This is a genomic window from Cupriavidus sp. GW823-FHT06D04 (assembly GCF_058795055.1).
This window is the reverse complement of record NZ_JBXAHL010000002.1, coordinates 397,331-412,859: the sequence shown is the minus strand read 5'-3', so window position 1 is coordinate 412,859 and position 15,529 is coordinate 397,331. Positions and strand designations below refer to the sequence as shown.

13 protein-coding genes are annotated in these 15,529 nt (G+C 68.5%); 10 read left to right on the top strand and 3 right to left on the bottom strand.

Annotated elements, in window-relative coordinates; all coding sequences use genetic code 11:
- Positions 1 to 69 precede the first annotated feature (69 nt).
- The 3 genes from AC1Q7H_RS05625 to AC1Q7H_RS05615 all read left to right on the top strand — a co-directional run bounded on the left by AC1Q7H_RS05625 (position 70) and on the right by AC1Q7H_RS05615 (position 4,419).
- Positions 70 to 2,019, top strand: a complete 1,950-nt coding sequence (locus AC1Q7H_RS05625; protein WP_492381035.1) for a sensor histidine kinase — start codon at positions 70 to 72, stop codon at positions 2,017 to 2,019.
- Positions 2,009 to 3,328 (top strand): sigma-54-dependent transcriptional regulator, encoded by a 1,320-nt coding sequence (locus tag AC1Q7H_RS05620; RefSeq protein ID WP_492381034.1) that lies wholly within the window; start codon positions 2,009 to 2,011, stop codon positions 3,326 to 3,328. The genes AC1Q7H_RS05625 and AC1Q7H_RS05620 overlap by 11 nt, the downstream gene beginning before the upstream one ends.
- 494 nt (positions 3,329 to 3,822) lie before the next feature.
- Positions 3,823 to 4,419, top strand: a complete 597-nt coding sequence (locus tag AC1Q7H_RS05615) for a helix-turn-helix domain-containing protein (protein WP_013955733.1) — start codon at positions 3,823 to 3,825, stop codon at positions 4,417 to 4,419.
- Between the two features lie 48 nt (positions 4,420 to 4,467).
- Here the strand turns inward: AC1Q7H_RS05615 and ocd are convergent, their stop codons facing one another.
- Both ocd and AC1Q7H_RS05605 read right to left on the bottom strand, forming a co-directional pair.
- Positions 4,468 to 5,565: an ornithine cyclodeaminase gene (ocd, locus tag AC1Q7H_RS05610; RefSeq protein WP_492381033.1), complete on the bottom strand. Its 1,098-nt coding sequence runs from the start codon at positions 5,563 to 5,565 to the stop codon at positions 4,468 to 4,470.
- 34 nt (positions 5,566 to 5,599) lie between these two features.
- On the bottom strand, positions 5,600 to 6,478 hold the full coding sequence (locus AC1Q7H_RS05605; RefSeq protein ID WP_492381032.1) for a dimethylarginine dimethylaminohydrolase family protein: 879 nt from the start codon (positions 6,476 to 6,478) through the stop codon (positions 5,600 to 5,602).
- 163 nt (positions 6,479 to 6,641) lie between these two features.
- On the opposite strand from AC1Q7H_RS05605, the gene AC1Q7H_RS05600 reads away from it, so the two are divergent.
- Positions 6,642 to 7,061, top strand: a complete 420-nt coding sequence (locus AC1Q7H_RS05600; RefSeq protein ID WP_013955729.1) for an Lrp/AsnC family transcriptional regulator — start codon at positions 6,642 to 6,644, stop codon at positions 7,059 to 7,061.
- 8 nt (positions 7,062 to 7,069) lie between these two features.
- Here AC1Q7H_RS05600 and AC1Q7H_RS05595 read toward each other — a convergent pair whose 3' ends face one another.
- Positions 7,070 to 8,827 (bottom strand): chloride channel protein, encoded by a 1,758-nt coding sequence (locus AC1Q7H_RS05595; RefSeq protein ID WP_492381031.1) that lies wholly within the window; start codon positions 8,825 to 8,827, stop codon positions 7,070 to 7,072.
- Positions 8,828 to 8,963: 136 nt separating this feature from the next.
- On the opposite strand from AC1Q7H_RS05595, the gene AC1Q7H_RS05590 reads away from it, so the two are divergent.
- The 6 genes from AC1Q7H_RS05590 to AC1Q7H_RS05565 all read left to right on the top strand — a co-directional run bounded on the left by AC1Q7H_RS05590 (position 8,964) and on the right by AC1Q7H_RS05565 (position 15,524).
- Complete coding sequence (locus AC1Q7H_RS05590) at positions 8,964 to 10,103, top strand: HPP family protein (protein WP_013955727.1); 1,140 nt, start codon at positions 8,964 to 8,966, stop codon at positions 10,101 to 10,103.
- 581 nt (positions 10,104 to 10,684) lie between these two features.
- On the top strand, positions 10,685 to 11,842 hold the full coding sequence (locus AC1Q7H_RS05585) for an AI-2E family transporter (RefSeq protein ID WP_013955726.1): 1,158 nt from the start codon (positions 10,685 to 10,687) through the stop codon (positions 11,840 to 11,842).
- Entirely contained in the window at positions 11,842 to 12,531 is a 690-nt protein-coding gene (locus tag AC1Q7H_RS05580; RefSeq protein ID WP_153956884.1) for a paraquat-inducible protein A, read from the top strand. Before AC1Q7H_RS05585 ends, AC1Q7H_RS05580 begins: the two co-directional genes overlap by 1 nt.
- Positions 12,528 to 13,280 (top strand): paraquat-inducible protein A, encoded by a 753-nt coding sequence (locus AC1Q7H_RS05575; protein ID WP_013955724.1) that lies wholly within the window; start codon positions 12,528 to 12,530, stop codon positions 13,278 to 13,280. Before AC1Q7H_RS05580 ends, AC1Q7H_RS05575 begins: the two co-directional genes overlap by 4 nt.
- Entirely contained in the window at positions 13,267 to 14,922 is a 1,656-nt protein-coding gene (locus tag AC1Q7H_RS05570) for a PqiB family protein (RefSeq protein WP_492381030.1), read from the top strand. The genes AC1Q7H_RS05575 and AC1Q7H_RS05570 overlap by 14 nt, the downstream gene beginning before the upstream one ends.
- Positions 14,919 to 15,524, top strand: coding sequence for a PqiC family protein (locus AC1Q7H_RS05565; protein ID WP_211980768.1), 606 nt, complete (start codon positions 14,919 to 14,921; stop codon positions 15,522 to 15,524). Before AC1Q7H_RS05570 ends, AC1Q7H_RS05565 begins: the two co-directional genes overlap by 4 nt.
- The last annotated feature ends 5 nt before the right edge of the window (positions 15,525 to 15,529 follow it).

The following is a 15,529-nucleotide window of genomic DNA, read 5'->3' as shown; positions in this document are numbered from 1 at the left end:
GGCACCCGCGCCGGCCCCCGCCCGTCCTGCCCGCGCGGCGGCTTTGCCACCTGCCTCACCCAACACCTGATGACCGGTCCGCTACACCCTCCCGGCGATACCACCCGCGCCACCGCACCTGCGTCCGCCGCACCCGCCGGCTCGCGCCTGCCCCACGGCCTGCGCGGCCTTGCGCCGCTGCTCGCACTGCTGGCGCTGACCGTGCTGGTGGGCCTGGCCGGCTCGCTCGGCTACCGCTACAGCTACGACACCGCGCTGGCGCGCCAGGCCGAACGCGGCCAAGTGCAGTTGCGGCTGTACACGCAGGCACTGGAAAGCGAGCTGGCCCACTACGACTACGTGCCCGGCCTGCTGTCGCTGGACGAGCGCATCGCCGCGCTGCTGCTGCGCCCGGACGACGCCGCCCGCGCGGCACGCGCCAATGACTACCTGAGCGCCCTCAATACCCGCGCCGGCACGCGCGTGATCTATGTGCTGGATGCGCACGGCAAGGTGCTGGCCAGCAGCAACTGGCAGCGCCCGGACAGCTACCTGGGCGAAGCGCTGAGTTTCCGCCCGTACTTCCAGTCGGCCATGGACGGCCAGCTGGGCCGCTTCTACGGCGTGGGCACCACCCGCAGCGAATCGGGCTACTACCTGTCGGCGCCACTGGGCGAGCGCGACAACCCGGTCGGCGTGGCGGTGGTCAAGATCGGCCTGGAGCCGCTGGAGAACCGCTGGCAGGGTGCCGACAGCCAGATGCTGCTGACCGACGAGAACGGCGTGGTGATCCTGGCCTCGGACCCGTCGTGGAAGCTGGCCGCGCTGCGCCCCCTGTCACCCGAGGCGCGCGAGCGGCTCACGCGCAGCCTGCAGTACAACCGCGCCCCGCTGCCGCAACTGCCGCTGACCCTGGTGCGCAAGCTGAACAACGGCAACGGCGGCAGCAGCGACGAACTGGTGCGCCTGCACCGCGGCCCGCCGATGCTGGCGCAGCATGCCGCGCTGCCCGGCACCGACTGGCAGCTCACGCTGCTGACCAATACCTCGCAGGCGCGCGTGGCCGCGCTCAACACGGCGGCGCTGGCCGGCGTGCTGACCGCCTTCGTGCTGCTGCTGGGGGCGGCGTGGAACGTGCGCCGGCGCATCGTCAACGAGCGCCTGGCGGCGCGCGCCGCGCTGGAGGCGGCCAACAGCGAGCTGGAGCGCAAGGTGGCCGATCGCACCGCCGACCTGTCCACCTCCAACCAGCGCCTGCAGGCCGAGGTAGCCGAACGCATCCGTGCCGAGACCGTGCTGCGCCAGGCCCAGGACGGGCTGCTGCAGGCAGGCAAGCTGGCCGCCGTGGGCCAGATGTCGACCGGCATCGCGCATGAACTGAATCAGCCGCTGGCGGCGCTGCGCACCATCTCCGGCAACACCGGCAAGTTCCTCGAGCGCGGCGACTACGCCACCGTGCGCACCAACCTCGACACCATCATCGGGCTGGTCGAGCGCATGGGCCGCATCACCGGCGCGCTCAAGTCGTTTGCACGCAAGTCCGGCAACGGCCGCCGCCAGGCCAGGCTGGCCGAAGCGGTGGACAACGCGCTGTTCCTGCTGCAGACACGCGTGGACGCGGTCCAGCCCGCGCTCCAGCGCGATATCGATCCGACGCTGGCGGTGGTGTGCGATCCCAACCGCCTGGAACAGGTGCTGGTGAACCTGCTCGGCAACGCGCTCGATGCCGTCGCCGGCCAGTCCGCGCCGCGCATTGCGCTGCACGCGCACGTGGCGGGCGCCATGGTCCACCTGACCGTGCGCGACAACGGCGCCGGCTTGTCCGAGGAAGCCTTCGCACGGCTGTTCGAGCCATTCTTCACCACCAAGCCCGCCGGGCAAGGCCTGGGGCTCGGCCTCACGCTGTCGGCCGGCATCCTCAATGAAAACGGCGGCAGCCTGTCCGCCGCCAACCACCCGGACGGCGGCGCCTGCTTCACGCTGGTGCTGCCGCTGGCACGGCACGACGCCAACCCACAGGATGCAAAGCATGCCGGCTGACCTGACCGTACTGATCGTCGAGGACGATGCCGATGTGCGCCTGGGCTGCGAGCAGGCGCTGCGCCTGGAGGGCATCGCCACGCGCGGCGTGGGCAGCGCTGAGGCCGCGCTGCGCGAGGCCGGACCGGGCTATGCGGGCGTGGTCGTCAGCGACATTCGCCTGCCGGGCCAGGACGGCATGGCGCTGCTCGCGCAACTGCGCGAGCGCGACCCGGCCCTGCCGGTGATCATGATCACCGGCCACGGCGACGTGGGGCTGGCGGTGCAGGCGATGAAGCAAGGCGCCTACGACTTCCTGGAAAAGCCGTTCTCGCCCGAGCAACTGGTAGACGCCACGCGCCGCGCGCTGGAGCAGCGCCGGCTGGCGCTGGAAGTGTCAGAACTGCGAGAACGGCTGGCGGGACGCCAGAAGCTGGAAGCCCACCTGATCGGCCATTCGCCCACGGTCGAGCGGCTGCGCCGCCTGATCGCCGACCTGGGCGACACCGACGCCAATGTGCTGATCCACGGCGAGACCGGCACCGGCAAGGAGCTGGTGGCGCGCTGCCTGCATGAGGCCAGCCAGCGCCACGCGCGCAACTTTGTTGCCATCAACTGCGGGGGCCTGCCAGAGCAGTTGTTCGAGAGCGAGATCTTCGGCCATGAAGCCGGCTCGTTCACCGGTGCCGCGCGCCGCCGCATCGGCAAGATCGAGCACGCCGAAGGCGGCACGCTGTTTCTCGACGAGATCGAGAGCATGCCGATGCCGCTGCAGATCAAGCTGCTGCGGGTGCTGCAGGAACGCGTGGTGGAACGGCTTGGCTCCAACCTGCCGGTGCCGGTCAACACGCGCGTGGTGGCCGCCACCAAGGCCGACCTGCGCGCGCTCTCCGATGCCGGCCAGTTCCGCGCTGACCTGTACTACCGCCTGAACGTGATCACGCTGGAGCTGCCGCCGCTGCGCGAGCGGCGCGAAGACGTGCCGGCATTGTTCGAACATTTCGTCGCGCAGGCCGCGTTGCGCTTCAGCCGCGAGGCTGTTCCCGCCACCCCGGCCGAGCTGGCCGCGCTGGTAGCCTACCCATGGCCCGGCAATGTGCGCGAGTTGCGCAACCTGGCCGAGCGCCACGTGCTGGGGCTGGGCTGCAACCCCGGCCACGGCACCACCGCCCCCGAAGCCCTGCCGCTGGCGCAGGCAGTCGAGCAATTCGAGCGCGCACTGATTGCCGATGCCATGCGCCGCCACGACGGCAACCTGAGCCGCGCCAGCGAAGCCCTGGGCGTGGCCAAGACCACGCTGTTCGACAAGGTGCGCAAGCACGGGCTGTGAAGTGCCGCGGTGAAGCGCGGACCGTGAACCGAGGGCAGCAGCGCGGGCCATGCCACGCGATCTGTCACGTCACGACAGGACTCTGAAGCGGCCGCTGTATTCAGCGGATGCTTCAGACGCTGTGTCCAGCCATGGGGAACCACCCCTGCAAATCCATGTCTGCGTTACTGTCGTGTCTGCCTGCAAGCACCAATGTGCGTTAAACAACCAATACGCGATGGAATTATGTTTTTTCTTACAGATCGATTGGCGTTTGCGGCATATTATTGGCTTCCAGCAGATCAGAGTCCCAGACATTCAATATGTCCAGAAAGTCGCTGATCGACTGGAAATGAAAGAAATAACAAATTTATAACGAAAGCCGTCCGGCCGGCGGGGGAGCGGGCCAGGACACAGGGTCAGTCAACCATTGGCAGTGACTACCGCGCGGCGCTTGTGCCTGGCGCCGCGGGCGCCGTCCCGGCGCGGCTGCCTTCAGGACCACGGGTGATGGGATGAAACTGGATCCGGCACTGGCTGAAAAGCCTTATTACAGCACGCGTACAGCGGCAAAACTGCTTAACGTCTCTCTGGGCACCGTCCAGAAGATGGTCGAGCGCGGCGAACTTGGCGCCTGGAAGACCAACGGCGGCCATCGGCGCATCCACAAGGAAACCGTGCACCGCCTGCTGGCGACGCGCATCGGGCCGGAATCGGCGTCGCCGCACGGCCTGGACCTGGTGGTGTTCCACCCCAACCACCAGGAAGCGCAGCGCATCCACGCCCAGCTTGCCAAGTGGGGGCTGCCGCTCAAGAGCGTGGTGGTCGACGATGTGCTGGATACCGTCATCACCTCGGTCAGCGAGCATCCGCGCGTGGTGCTGTACTACGTCGACGAACTGAACGACGCCGAGTCTGCCACCATCGAGAAGCTGCAGAATTTCTTTGCCAGCCAGCACGTGATCTTTGCCGTGATCACCAACCGCCAGGCCTATGAAGGCGTGGCCGATGCCCTGCAGCACTGGGGCATCATGGTGTTCCTGAAGACGCCGTCGCTGGAAGAGGTCAAGGGCTTCCTGCGCGCCCAGCTGATGATGGGCCGCACCGCCTGAGCACGGCTGCATACCGGGGCCATGCCGGCCCCGGTATCGCCTGCGGCCTCAGGCCACTGCCGCCTGCCGGGGCGTTGCCAGCCCGGCTTCGTCGCCGTCGGCCTGCGCCATCATCCACCCGTACAGGTTGCGCGGATCCGGCGGCATCGCCACCAGTTCAACCGCCCTGCCCGCCCGGTGCGCCTGCGCTGCGGCGTAGAGCCAGCGCAGCGCGGCGTAGTCTTCCAGCGCAAACCCAACCGAATCGAATACGGTCACCTCGTCCGCCGCCGCGCGGCCGGGCGCGTGGCCGGCCAGCACCTGCCACAGCTCGGTCACCGGCGCGTCGGCGGGCAACTGCTGGATCTCGCCTTCGATGCGCGTCTGGGCTTCGTACTCCACCACGATGCGCGCGCGGCGCAGGATATCGGGATGCAGTTCAGTTTTGCCGGGGCAGTCGCCGCCTACCGCATTAAGGTGCATGCCAGGCCGCACCATTTCCGGCGTGAGGATGGTGGCGCGAGTCTTGTCGGCGGTGACCGTTGAGACAATGTCCGCCCCGGCCAGGGCGGCCTCGATCGATCCGGCGCGGCGGATCGAAAGACCGGGTACGCCAGCAAGGTTGCGCATCAGCCGGGTGGTGGCGGCCGGATCGATGTCATAGGCGGCGATCTCGCGCACGCCCAGCATCGCCTGAAAGGCCAGCACCTGGAACTCGGCCTGCGCGCCGTTGCCGATCAGCGCCATGGTCGCCGCACCGGGCCGCGCCATGGCGCGTGCCGCCAGCGCCGAGGTGGCCGCGGTGCGCAGCGCGGTGGCCAGCGTCAGGTCGGCCAGCATCAGCGGGAAGCCAGTTTCCACTTCGGCCAGCAAGCCGCAGGCCATCACCGTCGGCATGCCGTGCAGCGCATTGCGCGGATGGCCGTTCACATACTTGAATGCATACTGGACGCCGTCGCTGACCGGCATCAGCTCGATCACGCCACGCGCGGAATGGCTGGCCAGCCGCGCGGACTTGTCGAAATCGTGCCAGCGCAGGAAGGCCTGCCGGACCTGCCCGGCCAAGTCTACGATAGCGACCTGCGGGCCGATGGCGGCCACCAGCCGGGCCACGTCACTGGCGTCCAGGAACAGGGATAGGGATAGGGATAGGGCGGTGCTTTTCATGACCGTCTCCTTTGTGTCGGTGCGGTGCCTGCGCTCAGGCCGCCACCGCGGCGATGCCCGGCCCGCTGCGGCGATCCAGGCGCAGCGTCATGCAGTAGGCGCCGCCGCCGGACAGCATGAAGGGCGACAGGTCGACCTCATGCAGTTGGTAGCCGCGCCGGCCCAGCTCCGTGCGCAGGTGCGGCGTGGTGCGGGTCATCACCACCTGGTCGTCGAGGTTGACGGCATTGACGCTGAAGTGGCGCAGGTCGTCGGCGCTGGCCTCGATACGCAGCCGCGCCGGCACGCGCGCGCGCAGCTCGCGCAGCGCCGCTTCGCTAAAGGCGGGCGGGTAATACAGCACCTCGCCGCCGGATAGCGGGCAGAAGCAGACATCGAGGTGGTAGCTCTGCTCGGTGGCCAACTCCAGTGCCACCACGTCCTTGCCGAAGTAGTCCGACACCGCCACGGCCGCCTCATGCGACGAGCGCGGACCAAATCCGGCCCAGAAGTGGCCGCGGCCCGCATCCCAGATGCAGTCGCCCGCGCCTTCCTGGAAGCAGCCCTCGGGCAGCAGCGCGACTTCGTCGAGCAGGCCGCGCTCGCGCAGCGTGCCGAAGATGTCGGCGAACGGCGCCTCTTCACCACGGCGTTGCGGGTAGCGGAAGCGCGCCAGCAGCGCACGTCCATCGAGCACCACCGCGGAGTTGGCCGGGAACACCATGTCGGGCAGCCCCGGCGCGCCGGGGGCCACCTCCACCGCAAAGCCGGCCCGGCCCAGCGCCTCGCGCAGCGCGTCGAAAGACTGCATGGCGCTGCGGTGCATGCCGCGCGGGTCGCGCGCCCAGGCAGCCGGATCCATCCACGGATTGATGCTGTACGACACGTCGTAGAAGGTCGGCTCGACCAGCAGGATCGTGGGGGTGTGGGTCACGGGGGGCTCCTCTTTTAATGGCAGGCGTTGGGAAAGCAATCGGTTGATTGAATTCTCGGGCAAGCTGGTGTTAACTAATAGCCAGCAACTTGCGCAATTTGCGCGATCCATTTATCAAAATGCCAGCCCATGCTGGCGCTTTGCAAAGCCGTTTGCCCACCCCATGGATGCCACCGATCACCAGCTGATTTCCCTCCTGCGCGACAACGCGCGCATGCCGGTCACGGCGCTGGCGCAGGCGCTGCGCGTGTCGCGCGCGACCGTGCAGAACCGCATCGACAAGCTGGAACAGGAAGGCGTGATCGTTGGCTACACGGTGCGCCTGCGGCCCGAGGCCGAAGCGCACCGCATCCGCGCCTGGATGACGATTGCCGTGGAAGGCAACAAGGCCCGCGCCGTGCTGCAGGCGCTGCGCGGCGAACCCAATGTGCAGGCCCTGCACACCACCAACGGCCGCTGGGACATCATTGCCGAGCTGCGCGCCGATACGCTGGAAGCGTTCGACCGCACGCTGGACCGGATCCGGCTGATCGACGGCATCAGCGCCACCGAGACCAGCATCCTGCTGTCGACCTACAAATAGGAATCCGTTCAGGCTGCGGCGCGGCCGCGCAGGCGCTCGCGCCGCGATTCCTCGTGGAACACGCTGCCGCTGGGACGCAGCAGGTCGCGCAGCGACAGGATGCCGGCCAGGCGCATGGTCTCGGCGCTTTCCACCACCGGCAGGCGCGCCACGCTCAGCGCGGCCATGCGGCCCGCGGCGGCGCGTGCGGTCTGGCCAGGCAACAGCACATGCGCCGGCGCATTCAACAGGTCGCGGCAACGCATGCCGGGCGGGATCTCACCAGCGGCCAGGCCCCGGATCGCAGCGCGCTCCAGCATGCCCAGCACGCGCCCTTCGGCTACCACCGGGTAGGCGCGATGGGCCGCATGCTCGCCAAAGTAGCGCACCATCGCCTCGGCCACCGGCAGCTCGGCGTCGATGGCAACCACCTCGCGTGTCATCAGCTCGTCCACATGGGCGCGCTCGAGCGGATCCACACCGTATTCGCGATAGATATGCAGGCCGCGCCGGGCGATCTTCTCGGTCATGATCGAACGCTTCATGGTCAGCACCGAAAAGCCATAGGCCACTGCCGTGGTCAGCAGCAACGGCAGCAGCGCCTGCGTGTCGTGCGTGAGCCCGAAGGCAAATACGATCGCCGTCAGCGGCGCGCCCAGCACGCTGCCCAGCACGCCGGCCATGCACACCAGCGCCCACAACTGCGGCGAGCCGCCCGGCAGCCACGGCGCCAGCACCACGCCCAGGCCCGCGCCCAGCATCAGCAGCGGCGCCAGCACGCCGCCCGAGGTGCCCGAACCCAGCGCCGCAATCCAGATCACGGCCTTGACCGCCAGCAGCGCCAGCGCAATCTCGATGGCGATGCGGTTGTTCAGCAGGTCGCCGATCACGTCATAGCCCACCCCCAGCGCGCGCGGCTCGAAGTAGCCGCCGATGCCGACCACCAGCCCGCCCAGCGCCGGCCACCACATCCAGTGCAGCGGCAGGCGCGAGAACGCGTCTTCGGTGCGGTACAGCGCCAGCGTCAGCCCTGCTCCCAGCACGCCACAGAGCAGGCCGGCCAGCACGCAGGACAGCAGCGCCGGCGTGCCCGCCGCGGCCGTCTGCAGCGGAAACAGCGGACCGGCCTCGAAGAACAGCGGCCGCAGGAACCCCGCCACCGCGCAGGCCAGCGCTACCGGCAGCAGGCTGCGCGGGCGCAGCTCGAACAGCAGCAGCTCGATCGCAAGCAGCACCGCCGCCACCGGCGTGCCGAAGATCGCGGTCATGCCCGCGCACGCACCCGCCACCAGCAGCGCCTTGCGCTCGCCCGCAGTCAGGTGCAAGTACTGCGCCAGCAGCGACGCCAGCGAGCCGCCGGTCATGATAATCGGCCCCTCGGCGCCAAACGGCCCGCCACTGCCGATCACGATGCCGGACGACAGCGGCTTGAGCACCGCCACTCGCGGCGACATCGTGCTCTTGCCGAACAGCACCGCCTCGATCGCCTCGGGAATGCCATGGCCACGGATCTTGTCGCTGCCGTAGCGCGCCATCAATCCGACGATCATCCCCCCGATGACCGGCATCGCGATCACCCACGCACCCAATGCATGATTGGCAGGCGAGCGCTCGGCCAGCGACAGTGTCTGGTAGAAAAACAGGTTGGTGAAGAAACGGATCAGGTTCACCAGCACATCCGCCGCCACGGTGCTGAGCGCACCGATGCCCAGCGCGATCACGGACAGCATCAGCAGGCGACGATTGACGGCATAGTCGCGTTTCTCGACCGGCAAAACAGACGACATTGGGGGCTCCTTGCTCTTATGCGCTCTTGTGCGGTGCGCCATGCCCCACGATTGGGATGCACTGCACCAAAGGCGGCCAAATATATCACCCCGTGATATATTACGCGCACCATTCCAAAGCGCCCCCGTCACAAGAATGCCAACCGCCCCCGCCGTCTCCGCCCTGGCGCAGAATGCCCGTGCATGGCTGCGCACATTCGTTCCGCTGCCCGTCCCCGCCAGCCGCAAGGAGCGCTTCAAAAGCTGCCTGGGCGCCCTGCTGGGCCTGATCTGCACTGAATGGATCAGCCACCAGACCCTGGGCGGCTTCAATCCCTGGTTTGTCGCGCCGATGGGTGCCTCCGCGGTGCTGCTGTTCGCCGTGCCGTCATCGCCGCTGGCACAGCCCTGGTCGATCATTGGCGGCAACCTGATTGCCGCGGTGATCGGCGTGGCATGCGCGCGCTGGATCCCGGACCCTGGCCTGGCCGCAGCGGTCGCCGTGGCCGTCGCCATCGCCCTGATGTTCCAGTTCCACTGCGTGCACCCGCCCAGCGGCGCCGTGGCCATCACCGCCGTATTCGGCGGGCCGGCGGTCAGTGCGCTGGGCTTCGGCTTTGTTGCGGTGCCGGTGCTGTTTAATTCGATGCTGCTGCTGATGATGGCGCTTGCCTTCAACAACCTGTCGCGGCGGCGCTACCCGCACCGCCCGCCCGAGCCTGCCATGCAGCACGGGACCAAGGACGTGCCGCCATCCCAGCGCGTGGGCGTCACCCGCGCCGACCTCGATGCTGCGCTGAAGGTGCGCGGCGAATTCCTGGATATTGAAGAAGACGACCTCGAACAGATCCTGGTGGCCGCGCAGTTGCGCGCCTACCGGCGCCACTTCGGCAACGTGCTGTGCGGCGAGATCATGTCGCGCGACGTGATCATGGTGACCCCGGACCAGCCTGCGCATGAGGCCGGACACCTGCTGTCGCGGCACCGCATCAAGGCCCTGCCGGTGGTGGACGCCACCCGGCGGCTGGTGGGGATCGTTACCCAGAGCGACTTTTTCGCGGCGCAGCGTGATACCGGTGCGCGCCGGCTGGCTGGTACCGTGCGCAACCTGATGACACGGGCGGTAGTGACAGCCCGTGCCGACCAGCCGATGGTGGAACTGGCACAGGCCTTTTCCGACGGCGGGTTGCACCACGCGCCGGTGATCGATGATCAGCGGCGCGTGGTGGGGATGGTGACGCAATCTGATCTTGTTGCTGCACTGCTCAAGAGTGGGGTGATGGCGGTGCCAGATTGATGGCATTCCACGGACATCGCATCAACACCTCCGCTGCCGCGCAAGCACCCAATGACCGCCAGCGCACTTTGAGCCTGCGCAGCAGTCGTAGGCGTCCCCGCGATGCCGTTTGCAGCAGGCGGCCTATGCCCTGCATGGGGATCGTTCAATAGTGGGTTAACGCAGGCACTGCCCCACACTCACATGGCGTAGCAGGGTCGAACGGGCACTCACGCCCAAACGGCAAGCACCACCGCTCGAACCACCAGCGCCGTGGAATTGATTGCCAGCCGCATAGGCGACGCGTTTTTTGGTTACTTTTTGTCACTCGGACAAGAAGTGACTCCCGGCTACGCCGGCGAAACAGCCCACGCCCACCAAGCGCCACATACCGCCCCCTGTCGAAAAGCCAAACACCCCACCCGCTATCCACCTTCACAAACCTATGGCACTGTGCCCCCATCAGGGGGAACACGCCGCACCCAGCGGCCCACCGCCATAGTGACGACTAACCCACCTTCCCCCTTCCGCATCGCCCCACCCAACGTAAGCTATATTTACGCCGTTCCCGTCACACCGGCGGGTCCAAGGGAGAGCCATCCATGAGTTCAGGCCAGTTAATTGAGAAAATCGCAGCCGTCTTCGCGCTGATCGTGCTGATCGGCGGCTCACTGCTGGTGCTGGCGCCGTTCACCACCGCGCTGCTGTGGGGCGCGATCCTGGCCTTCAGCTCGTGGTACCCCTACACGGTACTGTCGCGCTGGCTGGGCAACCGGCGCAGCCTGGCGGCGCTGATCTGCGTGCTGCTCGCCACCGTGGTGGTGCTGGGTCCGTTCGTCTACGCCGGCGCCAGCTTCTCGGCGCACCTGGACGAGCTGTCCGCGCTGGTCGACCGCTATATGGAACACGGCATCCCGCAGTTACCCGCCTGGCTGAGCAGCCTGCCCTATGTCGGCTCCTACCTGCAGAATTCCTGGAACAGCGTCATCAATGCCGATTCCGAGATGGTCGCCAACCTGCGCAAGCTGATCGCCCCGGTTGGCCACGTGGTGCTGGGCGCCGGGCTGTCGATCGGCGCCGGGCTGGGCCAGCTGGCGCTGTCCATCATCCTGGCGTTCTTCTTCTACACCGGCGGCGAGTTCGCCATTGCCTGGCTGCGCGCGGGCATGCACCGCATCGCCGGCGAGCGCGCCGACCACCTGCTGGAGCTGGCCGGCAGCACCGTCAAGGGTGTGGTCTACGGCGTGCTGGGCACCGCCTTCATCCAGGCGGTGCTGGCCGGCGTCGGCCTGTGGATTGCGGGCGTGCCGGGCGCGGCCATCCTGGGCTTCGTGACCTTCTTCCTGTCGGTGATCCCGGTCGGCCCGCCGCTGGTGTGGCTGCCGGCCGCGCTGTGGCTGTACCACACCGGCGCCACCGGCTGGGCCGTCTTCCTGGTGATATGGGGCGTGGGCGTGGTCAGCATGGCTGACAACATCGTCAAGCCGCTGCTGATCAGCAAGGGCACCGGCATGCCGCTGATCTGGATCATGCTGGGGGTACTCGGCGGCGCGCTGGCGTTCGGCTTCCTGGGCGTGTTCATCGGCCCGACGCTGCTGGCCGTGGCCTATGCGCTGCTGCGCGACTGGACCATCGGCTCGCAGGCAGAGCTAAAGCAGGACCTGAAGCAGGGCGAGGCAGTGGCGGCCCCGCCGCCGGCGCCGGCCGTGGTCGACAACCCCGACGTCCCGCCGGCCTCGACCGGCAAGCACCCCGGCTGATGGCAGGACACGACGCGCCCGGCGCGCCCGCCACCCCCGACCTGTCGCCGGCCATGCTGCACCGGCTGGTGGCGTGCGAATACTGTGACGCGGTCTACGAACGCACGCCGATCTCGCCCGGCGAGCGCGCGCTGTGCCTGCGCTGCGGCGGCGAGCTCTACCGCGAAAGCCGCCGCCAGTATCAACGGCTGCTGCCGCTGGTGATCACCGCGCTGATCCTGTTCCTGGTCTCCAACGCCTACCCGATCGTCGAGATGGACCTGCAGGGGGTCCGCACCCAGACCACGCTGCTGGGCGCCGTGCAGGCCCTGTACACCGACAAGATGGGGCTGGTGGCGGCACTGGTGTTCGCCACCACCATCCTGTTCCCGCTGGCTGAAATGCTGATGATGGCCTACCTGCTGGTGCCGATGGCGCAGCACCGCATGCCCGCAGGCTTCGACCGCATCGTGCGCGGCATCCGCCAGACCCGGCCCTGGGGCATGATCGAAGTCTTCATGATCGGCGTGCTGGTGACGCTGGTGAAGCTGTCCAGCATGGCGCGCGTGCTGCCCGGCGTCGCGCTGTGGTCGTTCGCTGCGCTGGTGATCGTGCTGGCGGCGATGCTGTCGTTCGATCCGCGCGACCTGTGGCGCCATCTGGAAACACCCGATGACAATGCCACGGCCGCGGGCGAGGAAGGCCGATGACAGACCAGACGCAACGGCCGACGCAGCGTCCCCGCCAGCCGGGCGGCCGCCTGGCCCGCCCGCGCCAGCTGGCGCGCGAGGTGGTGGCCGAACTCACCGACGACGACGAGCGCAACCCGCTGCCGCAGGTCCCGACCGCCAGCCGGCTGGGCCTGCTGTCGTGCCACGCCTGTGACCTGGTCAGCCCGCGCACACTGGAGGGCGAGCCCTGCCCGCGCTGCGGCGCCACCCTGCACCATCGCAAGCCCGACAGCCTGGCGCGTACCTGGGCCTTCCTGCTCGCCGCCTTTATCCTCTATATTCCGGCCAATGTGCTGCCGGTGATGGTGACTCAGTCCATCCTCGGCACGCAGCAGGACACCATCCTGTCCGGCGTGATCTACCTGTGGCTGTCCGGCTCGCACATGCTCGCCGGGCTGGTGCTGATCGCCAGCATCATCGTGCCGCTGCTGAAGATGGTGATCCTCACCTTCCTGCTGCTGTCCGTGCATTTCCGCTCGACCTGGCGGATCCGGCAGCAGACCCGGCTGTACGGGCTGGTAGAGGTGATCGGCCGCTGGTCGATGCTCGATATTTTCGTGGTGGCGCTGCTGGCCTCGCTGGTGCGGGCCGGGGCGCTGGCCACCATCATCCCCGGCGGCGGCGCCATGGCCTTCGGCGCGGTCGTGGTCATGACCATGCTGGCCTCGCTCAGCTTCGATCCGCGCCTGCTGTGGGATTCGCTGGAAGACGACAATGCCCGACACTGACAACCAAGCCACCACGCCCGCGGGTTCGCCCCCGCCGGCACCGCCGGGCCTGCCGCGGCCCGAACGCCGGCGCCGCGCGCGCTGGCTGCCCTCGCTGGTGTGGCTAATCCCGATCGTAGCCGCGGTGGTCGGCATCTCGCTGCTGGTACATACGCTGACCTCGCGCGGGCCGGAGATCACCGTCACCTTCCGCACCGCCGAAGGCCTGACGCCCGGCAAGACGGCGGTGCGCTACAAGGACGTCGACATCGGGCTGGTCAAGTCGGTGCGGCTTGCGCGCGACCGCTCGCACGTGGTGGCGTCGATCGACCTGACCAAGGACGCCGAGAACTTCGCCGTGGCCGACACCCGCTTCTGGGTGGTGCGCCCGCGCTTTGCGGCCAGCGGCGTGTCCGGGCTGGAGACGCTGCTGTCGGGCGCCTATATCGGCGTGGATGCGGGCAAGTCGCAGGACTCCGCGCGCGACTTCAAGGGGCTGGAAGTGCCGCCGGCGGTCACCACCGATGCCTCCGGCAAGCAGTTCGTGCTGCGCGCCTCCGAGCTGGGCTCGCTCGACATCGGCTCGCCGGTCTACTACCGGCGCGTGCTGGTGGGCCAGGTGGTGGCCTACCAGCTTGACCCCAACGGGCGCGACCTCACGCTGCGCGTGTTCGTCAACAAACCCTATGACAAGCTGGTCACCGCCGACACGCGCTTCTGGCATGCCAGCGGCGTCGACCTGAAGCTCGATGCCGGCGGGCTCAAGCTGTCGACGCAGTCGCTGGTGACGGTGCTGCTGGGCGGCGTCGCCTTCCAGGCGCCGGACCACACCACCGCCACCGACGCCGCGGCCGAGAACACGCAGTTCCTACTGGCCAACGACCAGGCCGAGGCGATGAAGGAGCCGGAGGAACTGGCGCCCACGCTGGCGGTGCTCAATTTCGACCAGTCCGTGCGCGGGCTGTCGCCGGGTGCACCGGTGGACTTCCGCGGCGTGATCGTGGGCCAGGTGCGTTCGATCGGCATCGAATACCAGCGCGACAAGAAGGCGTTCCGCATGCCCGTGGTGGTGGAGCTGTACCCGTCGCGCATGGGCTTCCGCGAACGCGATGTCGAAGACCGCGAGCGCGCGCGCAAGATCATCCAGGGGCTGCTGCAGCGTGGCATGCGCGCGCAGCTGCGCACCGGCAACCTGCTCACCGGCCAGCTCTACGTGGCGCTCGACTTCTTCCCGAAGGCGCCGCCGGCCAAGGTCGACCTGGACGCTCCGATTCCTGAGTTCGCCACTACCCCAGGCACCTTCGATCAGATACAGGCGCAGGTCGGCGACATCGTCAACCGCATCGACAAGGTGCCATTCGATCAGATCGGCCAGGACCTGCGCAGCACGGTGGCTAGCCTGAACAAGACGCTGGCAACCGCCGACAAGCTGGTGCAGCAGCTCAACGGCGACGTTGCACCACAGGTGCTGGCCGCGCTGCAGGACGCGCGCAAGACGCTGACCGCGGCCAACGGCACGCTGGCCTCGGACGCGCCGCTGCAGCAGGACACGCGCCGCATGCTGCAGGAGCTGACGCGCACCGCCACGTCGCTGCGCACGCTGACCGATTACCTCGAACGCCACCCTGAAGCGCTGCTGCGCGGCAAGCCGGAGCAAGAATGATGAAGCGCCTTACTCTCACCAGCCTCCTCGCCGGCGCGCTGGTCGCGGCCGTGCTGGCCGGGTGCGCCTCGCCCGAGCCGCGCTACTACACGCTGGCGCAGGGCGCGGTCGCGCCGCTGCCGGCCACGACGACACCGGCATCGACCAACACGCTATGGCTGGAAGTCGCGCCGGTGCGCGTGCCGGAGCGGCTCAACCGCCCGCAACTGGTGGTGCGCGATGGCGGCGAGGCCGGCCTGCGCCTGCTGGACCTGGCGCGCTGGTCCGCGCCGCTGCCCGACGAGCTGCGCGACGCGTTGTCGCAACGCCTGCAGGCCACGCTGGGCGCGGTCGACACCTATCAGCAGGGGATGTCGGACGTGCAGCCGCTGTACCGGATCACCACGGAAGTGCTGCGCCTGGATGCCGACGTGGGCCAGCGTGCCGGCGCCACCATCAACTGGACCGTGCGGCGGCTGCCGGACGGCAAGGTGGTCAGCGGCCGCACCCAGGCAGAGCTGCCGGCGCCCGGCGCGGTCGATGGCGTCGTGGCGGCGTACCGCGAGATCGTCGCCAGCACGGCGGCCGATATCGCGGCCGGGGTGCAGTCGCTGCGGCCCTAGATACT